Origin of the sequence: Paenibacillus sp. Marseille-P2973, assembly GCF_018101095.1 — a bacterium.
Taxonomy (GTDB): domain Bacteria; phylum Bacillota; class Bacilli; order Paenibacillales; family Paenibacillaceae; genus Fontibacillus; species Fontibacillus vini.
This window is the reverse complement of sequence record NZ_JAGQEH010000018.1, coordinates 20,958-40,796: the sequence shown is the minus strand read 5'-3', so window position 1 is coordinate 40,796 and position 19,839 is coordinate 20,958. Positions and strand designations below refer to the sequence as shown.

General features: G+C 50.9%; 16 protein-coding genes. 6 read left to right on the top strand and 10 right to left on the bottom strand.

Translation table 11 applies throughout. From position 1 onward, the window contains the following. Window positions 1-261: 261 nt before the first annotated feature. Window positions 262-822 (top strand): hypothetical protein, encoded by a 561-nt coding sequence (locus KB559_RS22380; protein ID WP_211025301.1) that lies wholly within the window; start codon window positions 262-264, stop codon window positions 820-822. 101 nt (window positions 823-923) lie between these two features. On the opposite strand, the gene KB559_RS22375 is transcribed toward KB559_RS22380, so the two are convergent. Beyond that, window positions 924-1,301 (bottom strand): DUF423 domain-containing protein, encoded by a 378-nt coding sequence (locus KB559_RS22375; RefSeq protein ID WP_211025299.1) that lies wholly within the window; start codon window positions 1,299-1,301, stop codon window positions 924-926. Window positions 1,302-1,490: 189 nt separating this feature from the next. On the opposite strand from KB559_RS22375, the gene KB559_RS22370 reads away from it, so the two are divergent. The 3 genes from KB559_RS22370 (at window position 1,491) to KB559_RS22360 (ending at window position 3,870) form a co-directional block, all read left to right on the top strand. Then, window positions 1,491-1,901, top strand: a complete 411-nt coding sequence (locus KB559_RS22370) for a hypothetical protein (protein ID WP_211025297.1) — start codon at window positions 1,491-1,493, stop codon at window positions 1,899-1,901. Window positions 1,902-2,119: 218 nt separating this feature from the next. Then, entirely contained in the window at window positions 2,120-2,977 is an 858-nt protein-coding gene (locus tag KB559_RS22365; RefSeq protein WP_211025295.1) for a DegV family protein, read from the top strand. A gap of 38 nt (window positions 2,978-3,015) precedes the next feature. Continuing rightward, complete coding sequence (locus KB559_RS22360) at window positions 3,016-3,870, top strand: DegV family protein (RefSeq protein WP_211025293.1); 855 nt, start codon at window positions 3,016-3,018, stop codon at window positions 3,868-3,870. A 454-nt stretch (window positions 3,871-4,324) separates the two neighbouring features. On the opposite strand, the gene KB559_RS22355 is transcribed toward KB559_RS22360, so the two are convergent. The 9 genes from KB559_RS22355 to KB559_RS22315 all read right to left on the bottom strand — a co-directional run bounded on the left by KB559_RS22355 (window position 4,325) and on the right by KB559_RS22315 (window position 16,550). Continuing rightward, window positions 4,325-7,159 carry a PAS domain S-box protein gene (locus tag KB559_RS22355; protein ID WP_348772946.1) on the bottom strand — a complete coding sequence of 945 codons (2,835 nt, stop codon included), beginning with the start codon at window positions 7,157-7,159 and terminating at the stop codon, window positions 4,325-4,327. A gap of 165 nt (window positions 7,160-7,324) precedes the next feature. After that, a complete protein-coding gene (gene narI / locus KB559_RS22350; RefSeq protein ID WP_211025289.1) occupies window positions 7,325-8,023 on the bottom strand; it encodes a respiratory nitrate reductase subunit gamma in 699 nt (232 codons plus the stop codon). Window positions 8,024-8,037: 14 nt separating this feature from the next. After that, a complete protein-coding gene (narJ, locus tag KB559_RS22345; protein WP_211025286.1) occupies window positions 8,038-8,691 on the bottom strand; it encodes a nitrate reductase molybdenum cofactor assembly chaperone in 654 nt (217 codons plus the stop codon). A 2-nt stretch (window positions 8,692-8,693) separates the two neighbouring features. Continuing rightward, window positions 8,694-10,193: a nitrate reductase subunit beta gene (gene narH, locus KB559_RS22340; protein ID WP_211025284.1), complete on the bottom strand. Its 1,500-nt coding sequence runs from the start codon at window positions 10,191-10,193 to the stop codon at window positions 8,694-8,696. Continuing rightward, window positions 10,183-13,866, bottom strand: a complete 3,684-nt coding sequence (locus tag KB559_RS22335; RefSeq protein ID WP_211025282.1) for a nitrate reductase subunit alpha — start codon at window positions 13,864-13,866, stop codon at window positions 10,183-10,185. The genes narH and KB559_RS22335 overlap by 11 nt, the downstream gene beginning before the upstream one ends. Then, window positions 13,863-14,141: a hypothetical protein gene (locus KB559_RS22330; protein ID WP_211025280.1), complete on the bottom strand. Its 279-nt coding sequence runs from the start codon at window positions 14,139-14,141 to the stop codon at window positions 13,863-13,865. Before KB559_RS22330 ends, KB559_RS22335 begins: the two co-directional genes overlap by 4 nt. 63 nt (window positions 14,142-14,204) lie before the next feature. Continuing rightward, window positions 14,205-14,543, bottom strand: a complete 339-nt coding sequence (locus KB559_RS22325) for a hypothetical protein (RefSeq protein ID WP_211025278.1) — start codon at window positions 14,541-14,543, stop codon at window positions 14,205-14,207. Continuing rightward, a complete protein-coding gene (locus tag KB559_RS22320; protein WP_211025376.1) occupies window positions 14,530-14,976 on the bottom strand; it encodes a hypothetical protein in 447 nt (148 codons plus the stop codon). Before KB559_RS22320 ends, KB559_RS22325 begins: the two co-directional genes overlap by 14 nt. Before the next feature lie 5 nt (window positions 14,977-14,981). Beyond that, complete coding sequence (locus KB559_RS22315) at window positions 14,982-16,550, bottom strand: nitrate/nitrite transporter (protein ID WP_211025276.1); 1,569 nt, start codon at window positions 16,548-16,550, stop codon at window positions 14,982-14,984. Window positions 16,551-16,808: 258 nt separating this feature from the next. On the opposite strand from KB559_RS22315, the gene yhbH reads away from it, so the two are divergent. Beyond that, window positions 16,809-17,975: a sporulation protein YhbH gene (gene yhbH / locus KB559_RS22310; RefSeq protein WP_211025273.1), complete on the top strand. Its 1,167-nt coding sequence runs from the start codon at window positions 16,809-16,811 to the stop codon at window positions 17,973-17,975. Further along, entirely contained in the window at window positions 17,972-19,426 is a 1,455-nt protein-coding gene (locus KB559_RS22305; RefSeq protein WP_211025271.1) for a SpoVR family protein, read from the top strand. Before yhbH ends, KB559_RS22305 begins: the two co-directional genes overlap by 4 nt. The last annotated feature ends 413 nt before the right edge of the window (window positions 19,427-19,839 follow it).

The window sequence follows — 19,839 nt, the reverse complement described above, 5'->3', positions numbered from 1 at the left end:
CTTTCTATAAAGGTATGTTACGCCAATATTCTAACTTTACCCGAGCCAAGTTTTGCCGAAACAAGTTGCTTGTCCTTCTTATTATAACTGATGTCTGCAAAAATGGAAAAGAAACCCGATCAAACCTGAACAAACAGGCTTTCCGTCATATATTTCCAAGTAAATAATCCAAAATCAGAACGGTTTAGGACTATGCTTGTCCCCCCTCCGGTGCTATGATGGTTAATGCAACGATATTTAACACGTGTTTTTGGGGGCTATATGGACAATCAGAACGATCATCACAAGAAAGAAGATTTAGGTTATTTATTCAATGTAGAAATCCTTGTAAGAAACGACTCCAATGCCAAGGCGCTGCAATCTTTGCTTCAGGTACTTAACGCCGGCGAAAGTATCATTGATTACAGAATTAACTCAGGGATCGAATTGGGAGAAATTATCGAATCCTTACTCACCGCAAAAAAACAGTCCATTATCTCCAAATCCTATAAAAGACTCACCGCGACCGATCAAGCTAAGAAGCCTACGGAAGCGCAGACGGCGAAACCAAAGCCTGCCGCCAAAGAAGCTGCGGCTCCGGCGGAATCCGCCCGCTTTGAAGAAATCGCCAAGAGCGGCGATTTTGAAAACTGGATTAAGAAATATATTTCCGGTAATCGTCTGGTTCGCTTGCTGGTCAACCGGAATGGAGAGCGAATGAGCATCCCCTGCCGGATCTTGAATTTCTTGCCGGAGACTTATACGATCAATGTGTACCATGTGGATGAGAAGCAGGTATACACTTTCAATCTTAGCGAGATTATCGATTTTATCGATAAATAAGGGATACTTAGTTGCCCTTATATTACAAAAACGGCTGGACCTGGTCTGCTTGCAGACGGGCCAGCCGTTTTCTTTATCATAGGTTCCTCTTATATTCTCTACTACTTTTCTTTTTTTAGCAGAGCCAATGCAAACATCAACCAGCCGACGATAAACGCTACGCCGCCGAGCGGAGTAATCGGTCCAAACCATTTCCAGCCGGTAACGGCGAGCATATACAAGCTGCCCGAGAACAGGATGATTCCCGTGAGGAATAACCGGTTTGCCCACAGCAGGCGTTTCTGATCCAGTCCCAGACCGGCTGTGAATGCCGCCAATATCATCGCAATCCCGTGGATCATATGATAATGCACCCCGGTTTCATATGTACCGATCGCCTTCTCCCCGATCTGAGGCTCCAAAATATGTGCTCCGAAAGCTCCAAGCGCTACGGCAACCAGCATCACAATCGCACCGGTTCCGGCAAATTTCCGCTGCATCTATTTTCCTCCTTGTAAGAAGATTAACTTCTACTATCATAACCTAGGATCGTCGTTCAATCCAGAGAACCGGCGGCTCATGCGGCAACGAGCTTTTCCGTCTAATAAAATGTAGTTATTGATTTTTACTGAAATATGTGAAGAATTAAACAAAAGGATGATTTTCTCAAAAAAGGAGTCTAACGAAAAATGAATTCATTTGAACAAGGCAATATGAACGGGATGCCCCCTTACCGGGAACCTAATGCCTCCCCTGTCGCCGAGCTCAAGCATTCCGGCCCCGGCATCGCTTCTTTCATCATTATTTTAGTGGCTATTGTCGGCTACATTTTTTCCATCGCAATGATCACCGCTGCCGTTATCGGCATCGTGGACCAGCCAATTGAAGCCATCACCGAAAGCCTGATGGAGCAAGCCGGAGCGATTCTCGGCATCCTGTTAATGATGGTCGCCGCCATCCTCCATTTAGTCGCTCTCATTCTAGGCATAATAGGCCTGCTGATTAAAAACCGCAAAAAGCTTTTCGCTATTCTCGGCGTATCCTTTTCGGGAGGCATATTGATTCTGCTCATCATTTTGTTTGCTTTAGGCTCACTATAATGTATCTCTTGCATTACTTCGTGATCCTATGATTTCACTTCTGCACCGATCCCCTGTACCAGCGGTTTTTCCGGCCCGGTTTGAGGGGATCTTTTTCTATACGAACGAGAGACTGCGATCAATAGGTCGACTTTTGAAACGCTTTATTAAAACGATGTTAAATAGATGAGGTTTTTGATAAAATATAAGCTGGACTATCTGAATTTAAGGAGATACTTATGTCAAAGGTCAAAATTTTCGCAGACAGCACTTCTGATCTGCCGGCGGGATGGAAGAGTCAATATCAAATCGGAATTATTCCGCTTTACGTCGTATTTGAAGACAAGACTTACAGGGACGGATTGGATATTACCCCTCTGGATCTTTACTCTAAGGTGGAATCCGGCGGAAGCTTGCCAAAAACAACGGCTCCGTCACCCAGAGACTTTATGGAGCAATTTGCTCCGCATATTGAGCACGGTGAGGATATCGTTTATATCAGCCTGTCCTCAAAGCTGTCTTCCACCTACCAGAACGCCCTGATAGCGGCTTCCGAATTTCCCGAAGGCCGTGTGCATATCGTCGATTCTCTTAACCTCTGCAGTGGTATCGGCTTGCTTGTAATGAAAGCCGTAAGAGCGGCCGAACAGGGAATGAGTGCAACCGAAATCGTGACCTTGCTGGAAACATGCCGGCCTTTGGTCGAAACGGAATTCGTCATCGATACACTGGAATATTTATATAAAGGCGGACGCTGCTCAGGCATGCAAAATTTCATAGGCAGCCTGCTGCAAATTCGTCCTGTATTAAAAGTGGTCGACGGGAACATCATTCCGGCCTATAAAGTACGCGGCAAGAAAGAAAAGGCGGTTCAGCAAATGCTGGACAATGCGCTCTCCAACGTTGGAGAGATGGATAAAGATTTAATTATCGTCGCCCACACGCTTGCCGAAGAGGAGGCGCTGCGTCTAGCTGCAATTCTTAGAGAACAGACCGGCGCGCGCGAAGTGGCCGTCGCTGAAGCCGGGTGCGTTATTTCGAGCCATTGCGGCCCGCACACCGTAGCAATTATGTATACCAAGAAGGCATCCAACTAAAGCACCCGCATATCCGAATTCAAGGGAGGATTTGAATCATGGGAGCCATTAAAATTTTTGCTGACAGCACTTGCGATCTGCCGCCGGCATGGATTGAGAAATATGATATAGGCATTGTCCCGCTGTACGTTACGTTTGGGGATACCAATTACCGCGACGGCGTCGACTTGCAACCCCCTCAGCTTTATCAAAAAGTGGACGAAACCGGGCGGCTCCCGAAAACTGCCGCCCCGTCTCCGGCCGATTTCATGCAGGCATTTGCGCCGTTCATTGAAGAAGGTCGGCAAGTTCTTTACATAAGCTTGTCCTCGGAACTGTCTTCAACCTATCAGAATGCGTTGATTGCCTCCGAGGAATTTAGCGAAGGCCAAGTAACGGTATTCGACTCGCTCAATCTGTCCACCGGGATCGGCCTTCAGGTCATGAAGGCGGTCCGGGCAGCCGCCGAGGGCAAGAGCGTCACCGAGATCGTAGCCTTACTCGAAGCGGTTCGTTCTCATGTTGAAACCGAATTTGTTATTGACTCGCTGGACTATTTATATAAAGGCGGCCGATGCTCCGGCATGCAAAACTTGGTCGGCAGCCTGCTCCGGATCCGCCCGGTCATCAAGGTGACTGACGGCAAAATGACTCCGGCATATAAAGTCCGCGGCAGCCGGGAGAAAGCGCTGGACCAACTGCTGGAGAACGCCATTAGCCGCATCCCCGAAATGGACCGTGATCTTATTTTCATCACGCATTCTTTAGCCGATGCGGATGCGGTCCAACTGCAAAAAGTTCTTCAGGCTAAGACAGGGGCAAGAGAAGTTGCCGTGTCCAACGCCGGCTGCGTCATTTCAAGCCATTGCGGCGCCAAGACCATCGGCATTCTATATACAAAATCATTAAATTAATTATACCGCAGCATTAATTTACGTCTCAAAATCCCTCGCCTTTGGCGGGGGATTTTTAATTAATACCACTCGGATAAATCATTCTCGAACCGATCGGACGGAGGTTGGCCCGGGTTTTCATTTCTCTAACGGACACAGAAGCCGCTATTTGGACGATTTAAGCAGGTTTTGAATTTTAACGGACATCACGGCACTTATCATGGTGCTTTTTGCGGAACAAAGTCCCTTTTTCTCCGGATAAGGCCTTCTGTGTCCGTTAGAATTTCAAAACAGAGGATTTGATGGAAATAACGGCACTGATGTCCGTTAGCAGGCTATGACGAAAAAGGCGGATACCAAAATGAACGCAGCCAATGGCCGCGTTCATATTTGGTATATTCCATTACGGTCGACCACCGTCTTGTGACGCCGAAGCAGAGCCCCGAGCGCTTCGCGCATTGCAGAACCGTAAGCTCTAATGCTTCCGGGAGCCCTCACGCGAGAGCAGCTCCGCGCTCCATGTATCCAGCAGCTGCCGAATATCCCGCTGTTTGAGCGGTTTGGTGATGATCGTTTCCATGCCGCTCGCCATGCATCTTTCACGGTTTTCAACTCCGCCGCAGGAGCTCACGCCGATAATGACAGGGAGCCTGTCCAGCGGCAACAGCTGACGAATTAGCCTGGCTGTTTTGATCCCGTCCATTACGGGCATCTCGATATCCATAAAGATGAGATCGTACTTCCTTCCGATCAAAGCCTCAATCACTTCCATACCATTATGAGCTACATCCGGCTGATATCCCAGCTTCTCCAACATCTGAACAAAGGCCTGGCAATTTACCGGATGATCCTCCGCAATGAGAACCGATAATCCGCGGTTCTGAAGGTCCTCCTCCGCCGATTCCAAAGGTTCCAGAAGCAGGCTTCCCGCTGTTTCTCTGCTTACCGCGATTTCTTCCAAATGCCCCGCCTCATTTTGGAGACTTTCCGGCAACTCCTTGTTTGATGAATCGCAAACCAGGGTAAAGCGGAAGACGGAACCTTCCCCTTCTATACTTTCCACGGAAATGTGGCCGCCCAGCATTTCAACGATTTTTTTACATATGGCCAGCCCCAACCCGGTTCCCCCATACTTTCGATTCATGATCGGATGAACCTGGGAAAAAGATTGAAACAGCCTATGCAGCTTGTCCGCAGGAATCCCGATCCCCGTGTCGGTGATGCTGAATTCGAGCAGATCCGCCGAACCATATCCGGGAGCACGCTGAATACGCACGCTGACCTGCCCCCGGTCCGTGAATTTCAAGGCATTGCCGATCAAGTTGACCAGAATTTGACGCACCCGTGACGGATCGCTATATAAATAGTCAGGGACATCAGGTGCAATGAAATAACTGATTTCGAGTCCCTTTTTGTCGGCCTCCGGCAGGAACAAATCAACCGCGCTTGCCACACAGCTCTCCAAATGGAAGGTTTCGTATTCCAGCGCCATTTTTCCGGCCTCAATTTTGCTGAAATCCAAAACATCGTTCAAAATGGATAACAGCGCCCGGCTGCTGCTGGAAATAATCTCCGCATAATAACGCTGATCCTCGCTCAAATTCGTATCCATCAGCAGGTCGGTCATGCTGATCACGCCATTCATCGGCGTGCGGATTTCATGGCTCATCATCGCAAGGAATTCCGATTTGGCCTGGGTCGCACGCTCCGCCGATTCTTTGGCTCTCAAGATTTCCCGTTCCCCGGTAATATCGTTAAACACGACGACCGCGCCGATCAGCTGCCCCCGCTCGATCATCGGATTGACGCGATATTCCACCAAGAAACTGGAACCGTCCCTTCTCCAGAATACGTCCTCCTTCACAATACGCGGAGTACCGTCGCGCATCGTCTGGATGATCGGACATTCTTCCAAAGGGTAAGCGGCTCCGTCGCTTTTAGTGTGATGAATCAGAAGATGATTCGACTGGCCGATAAATTCCTCCATATCGTAGCCGAGCATGTCCGAGGCCGCCTGGTTGATGAACACGGTTTTGCCATTCTCGTCCAGCCCGTAAATCCCTTCGGAAACGGAGCCCAGAATCAGGGAATGGAGATAGCTCAGCTTCTCAATTTGTTCGACATACCGTGTTCTTTCCGTTATATCGCTGGCGATTCCATATACGCCGACCACCTGTTTATCCACGATAATCGGTACGTTCGTTACCGCAATCTCCAGACGGCTACCATCTTTGCGGGTTACGGTCGTCTCATAATTTTGCGGGATGCCTTCTCTGGCTTGTTCAAAATGATGCAGCGTATGAGCCAAATCTTCCCGGTCGATAATCTGCTGGAAATTCATCCCCAGAAGTTCTTCCCCGGAATAACCCATCAATGCTTCCAGATTGGAATTCAAAGAGGTATATTTGCCGTCTAAATCCATGGAATACACACTGAACGGACTATACTCGAACAGCGAACGATAACGCTGCTGGCTCTCCTGAAGTCGCCGCTCGCTCTCTTTGCGCTCTGTTACGTCGCGGGAAATGGAGATAATTTCGCCGATCTCTCCGGAATACGCCAAATAACGGTACCTTCCCGTACTCTCAAACCAAATGTACCTCCCGTCCTTATGACGGACTCGATAGGTGATCGTATAGACGCTCCTGGAATTCATCTGGATTTTCATCCGCTCTTTTACCATTTGCACATCTTCGGGATGCACATAGTCATAAGCGCTGGTTCCGATCAATTCCTCCGGATCATACCCCAGCAACGTAGTGGAGGATGGTGAAACATAGATATACCTGTTGCTCTCATCCGCAGAATGCCTGGAGATCAAATCCATGGAGTACTCTGAAATGAGCCGGTATTGTCCCTCGCTTTCCCGGAGCGCTTCCTCTATCCGGTTTCTCTCCGTAATTCCGCGGGCCTGGTTTATTTTTTCCGCAGTAATGTCCTTGGTAATCGAAAAAACACCGACCACTCCAGTATCATGAATGATCGGAATATATGTTGAATAAGCGTCGCGAATTTCCCCGTCCTTTCGCCGAAAGGCGATTTCAAAACTTCCCGTTTCTCCGCGTAACGCTTTTCTAAAGTATTCTTCCTTCTTTTGCTGCCCTTTTTCACAAAATAGCTGATCCAGACTCAGTTGCATAAAATGCGTAGCCGGGTACCCGGTCAGCTTCTCGGTCGCCGGATTCACTTCCACATATTTACCGTTCACATCAATGATGCAGATCGCATCAGGCAGATTCTCGTACAGTAACTTGTATGTGCTATCCTCGGAAATGAGCTGTTTCAGAAGTCGGCTTTTATCATAGGCCACGGCTAAGGCTCCTTTACTTCTAAGGTAGAGTGGACAAGTTATGATCTTTATCACCATCCATTCTACCCGATTCCTGGAAACGGTGAATAGGGTCCTTGTGCCTAGAACTCATGTAATAGAAAACAGCGTCCCGCAGGTTTCGGGGCGCTGTCTCTTATAATAAAATCAGGTTCTCTCGCGTTTCTTATAGTTAGCTCGGGACCGGTATTGTTGAGGTGCTCTTGCCGGGTACCTTGCCGGCAGAGAGAACATGTGCACAAGGTGGGTGAACGGAATTGACGCAAACAGCAGGAAAGCAAGAACGATATGGAACTGGAACAGAAAGGGAACGGTTTCCATCAGATGATATTGCGGATTAAACGTGAACAGACTGCGGAACCAGGGACCGATCGTGGTTCGATATTCATAAGCAACCACCGTTGTATTGTATATAAGCGTCATATAGGTTCCCATAGCCGCTACGATCAACACCAGGATAACGGCAAAATAATCGCCGAACCCGGCATGAACGCGCACCCGCCGGTTGGTCATTTTTCGGATCAGAAGAAGCACCAGCCCACCGACGACCATCAGCCCGGCAAGGCCTCCGCCCACGATCGCAAACACGTGATAGGTCTCATCGGAGACGCCAAGTGAATGATACACGCTTCTCGGGATCAGAACCCCCATAACATGACCGATGAACGCGAATATAATCCCGTAGTGAAAAACGGTCGAACCGACTCTAAGCCATTTTTTCTCGAAAATTTCTGTGGAAGGCGCAGTCCAGCTAACTTGACGAAAGGCAAAACGGTACAACAGGCCCACGATCATTACCGCCAAGGTGATATACGGAAACACGACCCACCAGAAAATACCGGTCATCGATGTACCTCCATTCAATTGCACATTTTGTATACCGGCAGACCGGTATCACTGCGGGCGGTTCCGTCCATGCCGAACAAAATCGGATACGGGAGCTCGTCCAGGTCGGCTACTTCTCGTTTACTTTCCAGCCTGCGGACATCTTCTTCCGACGGCTCCTTAAATACTTCGGACATGAGAATCCGGAACAGCTCCCGATAGGGGCTGTCTTCTGCCAAATTGTCACGAATCCGCTTGCTGGCTACCGCCAGTCGAAGCTCCAGCGCACGCACATGGATATGGTCGGATCTTACCGCGAGCAGTTCGAACAGCATCGGGATATAATCGCTTAATTCCCCGTTCGTCAGGCTGAATCCGGCATCCTGCACGATATGCTGCAGCAATATAAGCGCCGCTCCCCGCTCCCTGCTGTCACCCAGCTCATGAGCGGTCAGGTACAGTCCCGTTTTGTCCTTCCAGTCAAACGTCCATACATAAAGCTCCCTCAATTCCTTAAGCGGTATGGCATAGAGCGACTCCAGCGCCTGCTCCACGCGTCCCCGCAGAACCGGGTCGTCAATGCCGGAGCGAATGGCCTCCAGCATTTCCGGGCGCGTCTCTAGAAATTGATCGTCCGGATAGCCAAGCATTCTTGACGTCACGGCCAGCATCATAGATTTTGTGTCCATTCTTACTCCTCCTTAGCGAATAGATGCGACATGAAGTCGGAGGATGGAGTAATCGATTCTATGCTGCAAGCCCCCTGTTTGTAATGCAGTCCTTCCTCGCCATCCATTTCTCTTCTGCCCGTAGGGATTACAAACCGCTCATTGTATTTTGCGACGGCAAACAATCTGGCCATATCTTCGATTTCATCCACCGTAATTCCGGCCTCTTCCAGCAATTTGCTGTGTCTCAGCTCGTCCATTCCGCCGACGGCCTGGTTTCTCATATGCACGCGCATCGCGGTCATTTTCAGCAGAACCCTCCGAATCACCGAGGTATCCCCCGCAGACAGCAAGGAAGCCAGGTACTCCATAGGAATTCGCATCTGATCTACTGCGGGAATGTAATGGTCCGTCTGCAGATCGTTTTCTTCGATATGATTCATGATCGGGCTGAGCGGCGGCACATACCAGACCATCGGAAGCGTACGATATTCCGGGTGCAGCGGCAGAGCCACTTTCCATTTCACGGCCATTTTGTAAATCGGCGAACGCTGGGCCGCATCGATCCAGGAATCATTGATTCCCGCTTTCCTTGCCTCCTTGATAATTTCCGGGTCGGACGGGTCCAGGAACACGGAAAGCTGGGATTCGTACAAGGCCTGTGGATCTTCCACGGAGGCGGCTTCTTTGACGCGGTCGGCGTCATAGAACACTACGCCGATATAACGGATTCTTCCCACGCAGGTTTCAGAGCAGATCGTCGCCATGCCCGCTTCGGTCCGCGGATAGCAAAAATTGCATTTTTCCGCTTTATGGGTATTCCAGTTGTAATACACCTTATGGTAAGGGCACCCGTTCATGCAGAATCTCCAGCCCCGGCAAGCGTCCTGATCCACAAGCACGATACCGTCCTCATCCCGTTTGTATAGGGCTCCCGACGGGCAGGAAGCAACACAGGAAGGGTTCAGGCAGTGCTCGCAAATGCGCGGCAAGTACATCATGAAGGTCTTCTCATACTCCATCGCGATATGCTCCTGGAGCTTCTTGACGTTCGGATCGAGCGGAACAATTTCGCTGCCGCCGGCCAGATCATCATCCCAGTTCGGCCCCCACTCCGGTTTGTCCATAAACTCTCCGGTAATAAGGGAGACGGGACGTCCGACCGGCAGGTGTTTGCTTTTCGGACTATGGATCAGATTATCGTAATCATAGGTCCAAGGTTCATAGAAGCTGTCCAGACTCGCCATGTTCGGATTGTAAAAAATGTTGGCCAGCTTCGTGATCGGCCCTCCCGCCCGCAGCGTGAGTTTGCCGTTCCGCAGCACCCAGCCGCCCTTGAATTTCTTCAAGTCTTCCCATTCCTTCGGATAACCCGGGCCAGGGCGGGTCTCCACGTTGTTGTACCACATGTACTCCGTACCGGGGCGGTTGGTCCAGGTATTCTTGCATGTCACGGAACAGGTATGGCACCCGATGCACTTGTCAAGGTTCATTACCATAGCGACCTGCGCTTTAATTCTCAAGCCAATCGACCTCCTTCAGCGGACGGATGATGGTCATTGTATCCCTCTGGTTCCCCGTCGGACCGTAATAGTTAAATCCATAACTGAGCTGTGAATAACCGCCGATCATATGCGTCGGCTTCAGCGTGATCCGCGTGACGCTGTTATGGGTTCCGCCCCGCTGTTTGGTGATCGATGTGCCGGGGACGCCAAGCGTGCGGTCCTGCGCATGATACATATACGCGATCCCTTGCGGAATCCGGTAGGTCAGCACCGCTCTTGCGGCAACAACCCCGTTGCGGTTATACACTTCGATCCAATCGTTGTCCTTGATTCCGATGGATGCCCCGTCCTTCTCGTTCATCCAAACCACCTGCCAGCCGCGGAATAAGGTCGACATCTGGTTCGTGTCCGTGAACATCGTATGAATGCCCCATTTTTGATGGGGGGTCAGGTATCGGATCGTCAATGATTTACCGTTGTTCGGAACTTCCTTTTCCCCTTTGAGAAAAGGAACATGCGCGAGCGGCGGCAGATACAGCGGCAAGGCTTCCCCAAAATCGAGGATCATCTCATGATCGAGATAGAAGCTCTGCCTGCCGGTCAACGTTCGCCAAGGAATGCTGTATTCCGTATTCAAGGTAAACGGCGAGTAGCGTCGATTGTCCTTCTCGAGTCCGCTCCATACCGGCGCCGAAATGGCTTGTCGCGGCTGCGCCGTTATATCCAGCAGCGTAAAGGCATCCTCCTCCCGCGGCTCCGCGATTTCGGCGAGCTGCTTGCCGGTCTTCGCTTCCATGGACCGCCAGCCCTCTACCGCACGTTCTCCGTTCGTAGCTCCCGACATGAGCAGAATCGCTTCGATCGCCTGCCGGTCATCATACAAATCCGGCTGGCCTTTGCCGATGCCCTCGCGCTTCGATACGCCAAGCCGATCCAGCAACTGGGCATATACCTTCTCGCCCGGGATCTTCACGCCCTTGGCGCCGTAGCCTTTTTTAATATTCGGACCGATCGTAATCATCTTGCCGTAGACATTCGGATAGTCCCGTTCCACGAATTGAAAATGCGGCATCGTCTTGCCCGGAATAGCCTCCGTCTCACCGGAGCGCCAATCCTTGATCTTCCCGTGAACCTGGGCAATCTCATCCGGGCTGTCATGGCCGAGCGGGGTCATCACTACATCTTCGCAAACCGGAAGGTGCTTCTTCGCAAATTCGGAGAAGTATTTCGCGATTTCCCGGAAAGCATTCCAGTCGCTCTTGCTTTGCCATGGCGGCTCAATCGCCGGATTGAACGGATGCACGAAAGGATGCATATCCGTGCTGCTCAAATCGAATTTCTCGTACCAGGTTGCGGCCGGCAGCACGATATCCGAGAAGAGACCGGTACTGGTCATACGGAAGTCCATACTGACGAATAAATCCGTTTTGCCCTCAGGCGGCACTTCGTCGGTGTGCACCGTTTCCGGCTGCCAGGAATGGCTCGGATCGGTAAGTACCTGGTTGTCCGCTCCAATGAGGTACTTGGCAAAATACTCGTGGCCTTTACCGCTGTCGCCCAACAAATTCGACCGCCAGTTGAAGAAGACACGGGGAAAATTAGCCGGATCGTTCGGGTGTTCGATCGCCCAATCCAGCTCCTCTTCCTTGAACATTCTCGCTATTTCCGCTTCCGCATCCCGGTCATCCGTGAATCCCTTTTCCCGGACCTGCTTGGCCACGTCAATGGAGTTCTGGCTGAACTGAGGGAATGACGGCAGCCATCCCAGTCTCGCGGCTAACGCATTCACATCCGCCGGATGCATTTTGTTGAACCGTCCGCCCCAAGGCGACTCCTGCTCTTCATTCACTCTGGTTTCATACCGGAACTGCTCGGTGGCGAAATAAAAGAATGAAGTCCCGTTCTGCAACCGGGGCGGTTTGATCCAGTCCCCGGCAAACGCTACCTGCTGCCAGCCTTCAAGCGGACGGACCTTCTCCTGTCCAACATAGTGGGCCCAGCCGCCGCCGTTCACGCCCTGTGTTCCCGTAAGCAGAACGAGATTCAGAATCGACCGGTATATTTGGTCGCTATGGTACCAGTGGTTAGTTCCGCCGCCCATCGCAATCATCGACTTGCCTCCCGTACGGGCGGCATTGTCGGCAAACTCCCTCGCGACCTGGATGCAGTGCGATTTTTTTACGCCCGTGATGGCTTCCTGCCAGGCTGGGGTATAAGGCTTCATATCATCATAATCGGTGGGATAATCACCGGGCAGATTCCGTGGAACACCTACATGGGCCATCATCAGATCATAGACGGTTGCCACCTTGATCGTTTGGCCTTCAGCATTCTGCAGGTATTTGACCGGTACGCCGCGCTGTACCACGGCTCCCTCTTCTTCTGCAAAATAAGGAAAGTCGACAAGTCCGAACTCGTCCGCCTCCTGGATAAACGTCAGCTGAGGATCGATCGTGGTGCCGTCCGGCTTCTCCAGATCCAGATTCCATTCGCTGCCTTGATCCCAGCGGAATCCCTGACTGCCGTTCGGTACTTCAGGCGTGCCGGTGGAGACATCCCAAACCACGGTTTTCCATTCTGCCAGCTCATAAGCCCCGTCTAGATCGGAAGCCCGCAGAAACCGGCCGGAGCGCAGGCTGCCGCCTTGCTCCTCCAAAATAACGAGGAACGGTAAGTCGGTAAACTTCTTCACATAGTCCGTGAAATACGGAGTCTGTTGGTCCACATAAAATTCCTTAAGAATGACATGCGTCATCGCCATAGCGAGAGCGGCATCCGTCCCTACCCTGGCGGGCAGCCAAATATCGGCGAACTTCTCGTACTCGGAATAATCGGGACTGACCCCGACTACCTTAGTTCCGTTATATCTGGCTTCGACCATGAAATGGGCGTCAGGGGAGCGGGTCTGCGGGATATTGGTTCCCCAGATAATAAAATATTTGGTGTTGTACCAGTCCCCGCTCTCCGGAACGTCGGTCTGTTCGCCCCAGACCTGCGGCGAAGCCGGCGGGAGATCCGCATACCAATCGTAGAAGCTGAGAATCGTCCCCCCGATCAAGGACAAAAAGCGGGTTCCTGCAGCATAGCTGACCATGGACATCGCGGGGATCGGGCTAAAGCCCACCACCCGGTCCGGCCCGTATTTACGAATCGTATGAATCGTGGCTCCGGCGATCATCTGACAGGCCGTATCCCAGTCTGCCCGTACGAATCCGCCTTTCCCCCTTGCCGTGACATATCTCTCCCGTTTCTCCGGGTCGCTGACGATGTTCTCCCAGGCGATGACCGGATCCTGCACCGTCTCCATCTCCCGCTGCCACATCTCGTACAGATCACCGCGGATATATGGATACTTCACTCGAATCGGGCTGTAGGTATACCAGGAAAAACTGGCACCACGGGGACAGCCGCGGGGTTCGTATTCCGGGAAATTGGCGCCGGTCGTCGGATAATCGGTCTTTTGCGTTTCCCAGGTGATGATGCCGTCCTTGACAAAAACGTTCCAGCTGCATGATCCGGTGCAGTTGACGCCATGCGTCGATCTGACGACTTTGTCATGCTGCCAGCGGCCCCGATACAGTCCTTCCCAATCGCGATCTCTCGGGCTTTCCTCGGTCCAACCGTCATTGATGGTCTCCCCGCGCTTCAAATACTTGAGGGTCTCGAACAGCTTGTTTTTTTTATCGCTCACAATGACGCCCCTTTCCCGCTTGAATTAGCCACCGGATTAAATCTTTCGCCAGTCAGCTTAAAACTGCCCTGGCCGGCATGCAGTTCCTCAACAAAAACCTCCCACTCCGCGGCGTTACAAGCCGCAATAATCAGGCGCTGAAGATCGTTCAGGTCTTCATTCAGGCCGATTACTTCTCGAACGTCATCCGGCACCGGGCCGAACCGCATCTCCAATAACGCGAGCAAATCTTCCCGATCATTCTGAGCAAACTGTTCCATTTCCGCTTGATTCATCCGGGTCCACCTCTTCCGTAAGGATTTATGCACTTCAGCCTATCTTCCGTAATTTGGATGCGCCTAGGATTCAGACTTCATCATCTTAAAATAATCCGCGATCAGTGTTTTCTTCATTAATTCGGCCGTCTCCCGAAAATGAGTAGCGATTTCGTCATCGCCTGTCTCAATGGCTTCCCAAGAGAATTTCCGGCTGGTGAACTGCCCCAATTGTTCGCCGAACCGCAGATTGACGGTCACCCCGCGTTCGTCCGCGCTCCCCCCGGCCTTGACGTCATAGGGATGCAGGTGCAGCAGCTCAAGCTCGCGTACCAGCAGGTTATACAGCCTCGGTTCGATTAATTGCAAAGGCTTGTCGGGCAGCATAGCAGCCAGAGAGTAGTTGTTCTCAATGATGGTCATGATGCACCACCCCCTCGATTTCTTTTTCCAGCATCTCCATCTCATCCCGATTATGAAGCTGATCCAGCACGATCAGGGATTGAAAACGGTAAAGAATTTCTCTGGATACCTCTCCGCCAGCCAGCATAATCTTGACCTCCTGAACAATTTCCCTCAGCAAATCATGATCTCTGGTCAAGGCAATGATGACCGGTTGGAGCTCCGGTTTCATATTTAAAGCTTCAATATATAGACCCTCTTCCTCACTTAAAGCATGCTGAAGCGTACGAGTTTCCCAATGCTCCACGGTAATGTATGCAAGCTCCAGGGCTCTTTCCCTTTCACCCAGCTCCAAAGCGCGTCCAAACAGTTCGGTCAGCTCTCTGGCTTCCTCCAACGCTGCTTCATGAATGGATGAATGACTGTCAACCTTCCTTAATGCCGGTCCTGACATACCGCTCACTTCCTTTCTCCTGGTTTTGGAATTCGGTTGCCAATGCTAGCATTCGCGTCCTCTGTATCCGATCGAAGCACGGAGTCGGCCTGCGATAAATCGCTGAAAATGGCAACATATTGCTTTACGCTGTCCTGATCGTCCTTCAGTGCGGTAACGGAGAGCCATTCCCGGTAAATATCCCCGTTCGCCCTTCGGTTGACGATCTCGCCCTGCCATTTGCCGGTCGCCTGCAGGGTGGACCAAAATGAATCATAAAAAGCTTTGTCGTGATAACCGGAGCTTAACAAGCTTGGATTTTTACCGATGACATCCTCCTTGGAATACCCCGTGACCCGCGTAAATGCCGCATTCACGGATTGAATGACGCCTTTCGTATCGGTCACCATGATGGCATCCGCCGTTGACCTGATAATGTCAGCCGCGAATTCCAGTTTGTTATTGAAGAATACCCATAGAACAAGAATGAAGCTGGCAAGCGAGGCCTCCGACAAAGCCATAAAACCGATCGCGTAATGGCCCGTCCAATTAAACAGCAGGGTCAATAGAAGCGGAGGAAAAAAGCCGCCAAGGCCGCCGGCCGCAGACACGACCCCGCTTGCGATTCCGCCCTGTTTGGAGAAGTACAGTGGCACCAGCTTGAAGACGGCGCCATTCCCGATCCCGGCGCAGATAGCCACGACAAAACAGCCTGCTGTAAACAACGGCATAGTCAGACCGAAAGACAACAGCACGCCCGATACCGTTAGACCGGCAAACACGAACATGAGAACTTTAAATGGATTGGTTTTATCCGAGAGCACGCCGCCTGCGGGGCGAAGCAATGTTGCAAGTGCAATGAATCCTGCCGTTCTGAGGCCGGCATCCACCTTGTCCAACTCGAAATAGCTCACAAGGAAGCCGGGAAGATAAATCGTAAAGGCCACAAACGAGCCGAAGGTAATAAAATAGAAAATGCTGAAAAACCACAATTTTTCATTCCGGTACACCTGCTTGAACTGGCTTATCCAAGAGCTGCGGGTCCTTTCTTCCTTCCTGTCGCCAAACAAGAGATTCAGCGCGGCAAAAAGGACCAGCAAGACCAGGAACCAGGTTACGGCCATCTTCCAGCCGACGGCATCGGCCAGCAATGGCGCTCCGAACGTCGAAATGGCGGTACCCAGGTTGCCTATCCCGTATATCCCGTTGACGGTCCCCTGTTTTTCCTTCGGATAATATTTGGGCAGAGAAGTAACCCCGATCGAGAAGGTAGCCCCACCAATCCCCAGGAAAAAGCCGCTAATGGCCAGATCGAGAAAGGAATCGGCCCGGCTCAAATAAAACACCGGCAGCAGAAGAATGAAGAAACTGATCGTATACATCCATCTGGAGCCATATCTGTTGGTCAGAAAGCCTGCCGGGATTCTCAGCAAGGAGCCTAGAATAACGGGTATCGCCGTGGTCCAGGCTTTTTCCCCCGAGGTCAGCGGAATATCACTCCCTATGTACGCAATCAACGAGGAAATCAGTACCCAGGCCATAAAGGAAACAACCAGACTTAACGTTTGAAGAGGCAGCTGCATTCTTTTAACCATATAATCCCTCCTTTGGCGGTCGTTTCTTCTAATACCATACCCACTCACCCAGTTCCCAACCATATTTTTCACGTATCAGGAAAACGCGCATGGGATTATATCCCTATTTTCAACAAACTATTTGCAAATATACTACTTCCGGCACCCTTTTATGGATTTCCGCCCCATGCCTTCTCACATATCACGAGTCCCCGTGAATATACTTTATTTACAACTACTCTCGCCGTTCAAGCAAGCCAATTGGGGAGGTGCTTATCATTGTCGTCATTTGATCCGAACAAAGGAAACTTCGTAGTGTCGAAAGAGGACTGGTCGCTGCACCGCAAAGGCTATCAGGATCAGCAGCGCCACCAGGAAAAGGTGCGGGAAGTCATTAAGCAGAACCTTCCGGACCTGGTCACTGAAGAGAATATCATCATGTCGGACGGTAAACAGATCATTAAGGTCCCCCTCCGCAATTTGGAGGAATACCGGTTTATTCATAATTTTCAAAAGCAAAAGCATGTCGGTCAGGGAGACGGGGACAGCGAAGTAGGCGATGTGCTCGCGCAGGACAGTCCCAAGGAACCGGGCAAAGGGGGAAAAGCCGGGGATCAAGCCGGAACCGATTATGTGGAGGCGGAGATCAGCATCGAGGATCTGGAGGATCTGCTGTTCGATGAGCTTGAGCTTCCTTTTATCGAAGACAAGGATAAGGAAGAAATGGAGACGGTCTCCTTCCGTTTCAACGATATCCGTAAAAAAGGACTGATGTCCAACATCGATAAGAAGCGTACCATCCTGGAAAATCTCCGGCGCAACGCCACCACGGGCGTACCGGGCATCCATGGCATTTCACCGGACGATCTCCGCTATAAAACCTGGGAGGACGTGCGTATTCCGAAATCCAATGCGGTCATTATCGCCATGATGGATACAAGTGGAAGTATGGGGGCTTTTGAAAAATACTGCGCTCGCAGTTTCTTTTTCTGGATGACGCGGTTTTTGCGGCGGCAGTATGAGAAGGTGGAGATTATTTTTCTCGCCCACCATACAGAGGCTAAAGAGGTCAGCGAGCAGGACTTCTTCACCCGCGGGGAAAGCGGAGGCACGATCTGTTCCTCTGTCTATCAAAAAGCGCTGGAAATCATCGATGAGCGTTACTCTCCCTCCAGCTACAATATATATCCCTTCCACTTCTCGGACGGAGATAACCTTACTTCGGATAATGAGCGGTGCACCCGGCTGATCGGGGAACTGCTCAAACGCAGCAATATGTTCGGTTACGGCGAAGTGAACCAATACAATCGGGGCAGCACGTTAATGTCGGCTTACCGGAACTTGAAGCAGGACCGGTTCTTGTACTATGTCATTAAGGAAAAAGGGGAAGTGTTCAGCGCTTTGAAGCGCTTTTTCCATAAACGGGAAAAGGGGGTCCAGTCGTGACAAAGGAACTCTCTGCACTGGAATACGCGATCGCGGAAATAATGGAAATCGCCGACGGTTTCGGGCTCGATTATTATCCGATGCGCTACGAAATTTGCCCGGCCGACATCATATACACATTCGGGGCTTACGGGATGCCCACCAGGTTCTCTCACTGGAGCTTCGGAAAAATGTTCAATAAAATGAAGATGCAATACGACTTCGGTCTCAGCAAAATCTATGAGCTCGTCATTAATTCGAATCCCTGCTACGCGTTCCTATTGGAAGGCAATTCCCTGATCCAGAACAAGCTGATCGTTGCGCATGTACTCGCCCACTGCGATTTCTTCAAAAACAATATGCGCTTTAGCAATACGAACCGGGATATGGTGGAGAGCATGTCAGCGACTGCGGAACGGATCAGCCAATATGAGCTGGAATATGGCGCAGCAACCGTGGAATCGTTCATCGATTCCGTACTCGGAATTCAGGAGCATGTGGACCCGCAGTTGATCAAGCCGATGCGGTACGACAAGCGCAGACAGACGGAAGAAAAGCTCCGTCGAGCGAAGGAAAGCCGCAGCCGGAATGATGCTTCCGGACGAAGCGCCTACGACGATTTATGGGCATTGGATGAGCCGGCGGCGGAGTCGGGCGGGTCGAAAAAGACAAAACCCGATGCCGTGAGTTTCTTCCCGCCGGAGCCGGAAAAGGACATCGTCTGGTTCATCCAGGAATACAGCGAAACGCTGGAGGATTGGCAGCGTGACATCATGAGCATGCTGCGCGAGGAAATGCTGTATTTCTGGCCGCAGATGGAGACGAAGATCATGAACGAAGGCTGGGCTTCCTATTGGCATCAACGGATCTTGCGCGAACTGGACTTAACAAGCGACGAAACGATCGAATTCGCCAAACTGAACGCCTCGGTCGTTCAGCCGTCCCGGCAAAGCCTGAACCCGTACTATCTCGGGCTTAAGATATTTGAGGATATCGAACGTCGCTGGGATCGACCGACGGAAGAAGAAATGAAGAGATTCGGTCGGGAACCCGGCAAAGGCAGGGAGAAAATATTCGAGGTGCGCGAGCTCGACTCCGATCTCTCGTTCCTGCGCAGTTATTTAACGAAAGAACTGGTGCGGGATCTGGACCTGTATATTTTCAAGAAGCAGGGCCCGGAATGGAAAATTACCGACAAATCGTGGGAGAACATCCGCGACCAGTTAGTCGCCTCCCGCGTCAACGGCGGCTCGCCTTATATCGTCGTCAAGGATGGCGACCACCAGCGGAACGGAGAACTGCTGCTGAAGCATCAGTATGAAGGAATCGAGCTGGATTTAAAGTATTTGGAGCGTACGCTCCCCTACGTATTCCGGCTTTGGGGCAGACCGGTCCACCTGGAAACTGTCGTGGAGGGCAAAACCGCGCTGTTTAGTTATGACGGGGAGAAGCATTATCGGAAGATTTTATAATTCTATAACTCTATCACCTTACCTTCATTTAAAGAACGTTTGGATGAATGCTGACAAAGAAGCAGGCGATTCGCTTAAAGAGGCGAAACGACTGCTTCTTTTTTTGTGGATTCGGCGTTCCTATCCTGACACTTGATCCATTGTGGCTTTCCCTTGACTTAAGAAAGAGCTATATCTCTTGCTGCCGTTAAATTAACTGCGAATTCTACAGTTAATTTTATCAACTTAGCCGTTTTAGATTAATTAGATGTAAAACATACCGCTAAATTCACCCTTTTCGGCGAAATCACCACATTCCGGCTAAATTAACGGTAGGTTTTACTGTTATTTCACATCAAACCGGGAATTCCAGAAAATTAGATGTAGGTTATACAGTTAATTCAATCACCAATCTATCATCACTTGTCACTTTG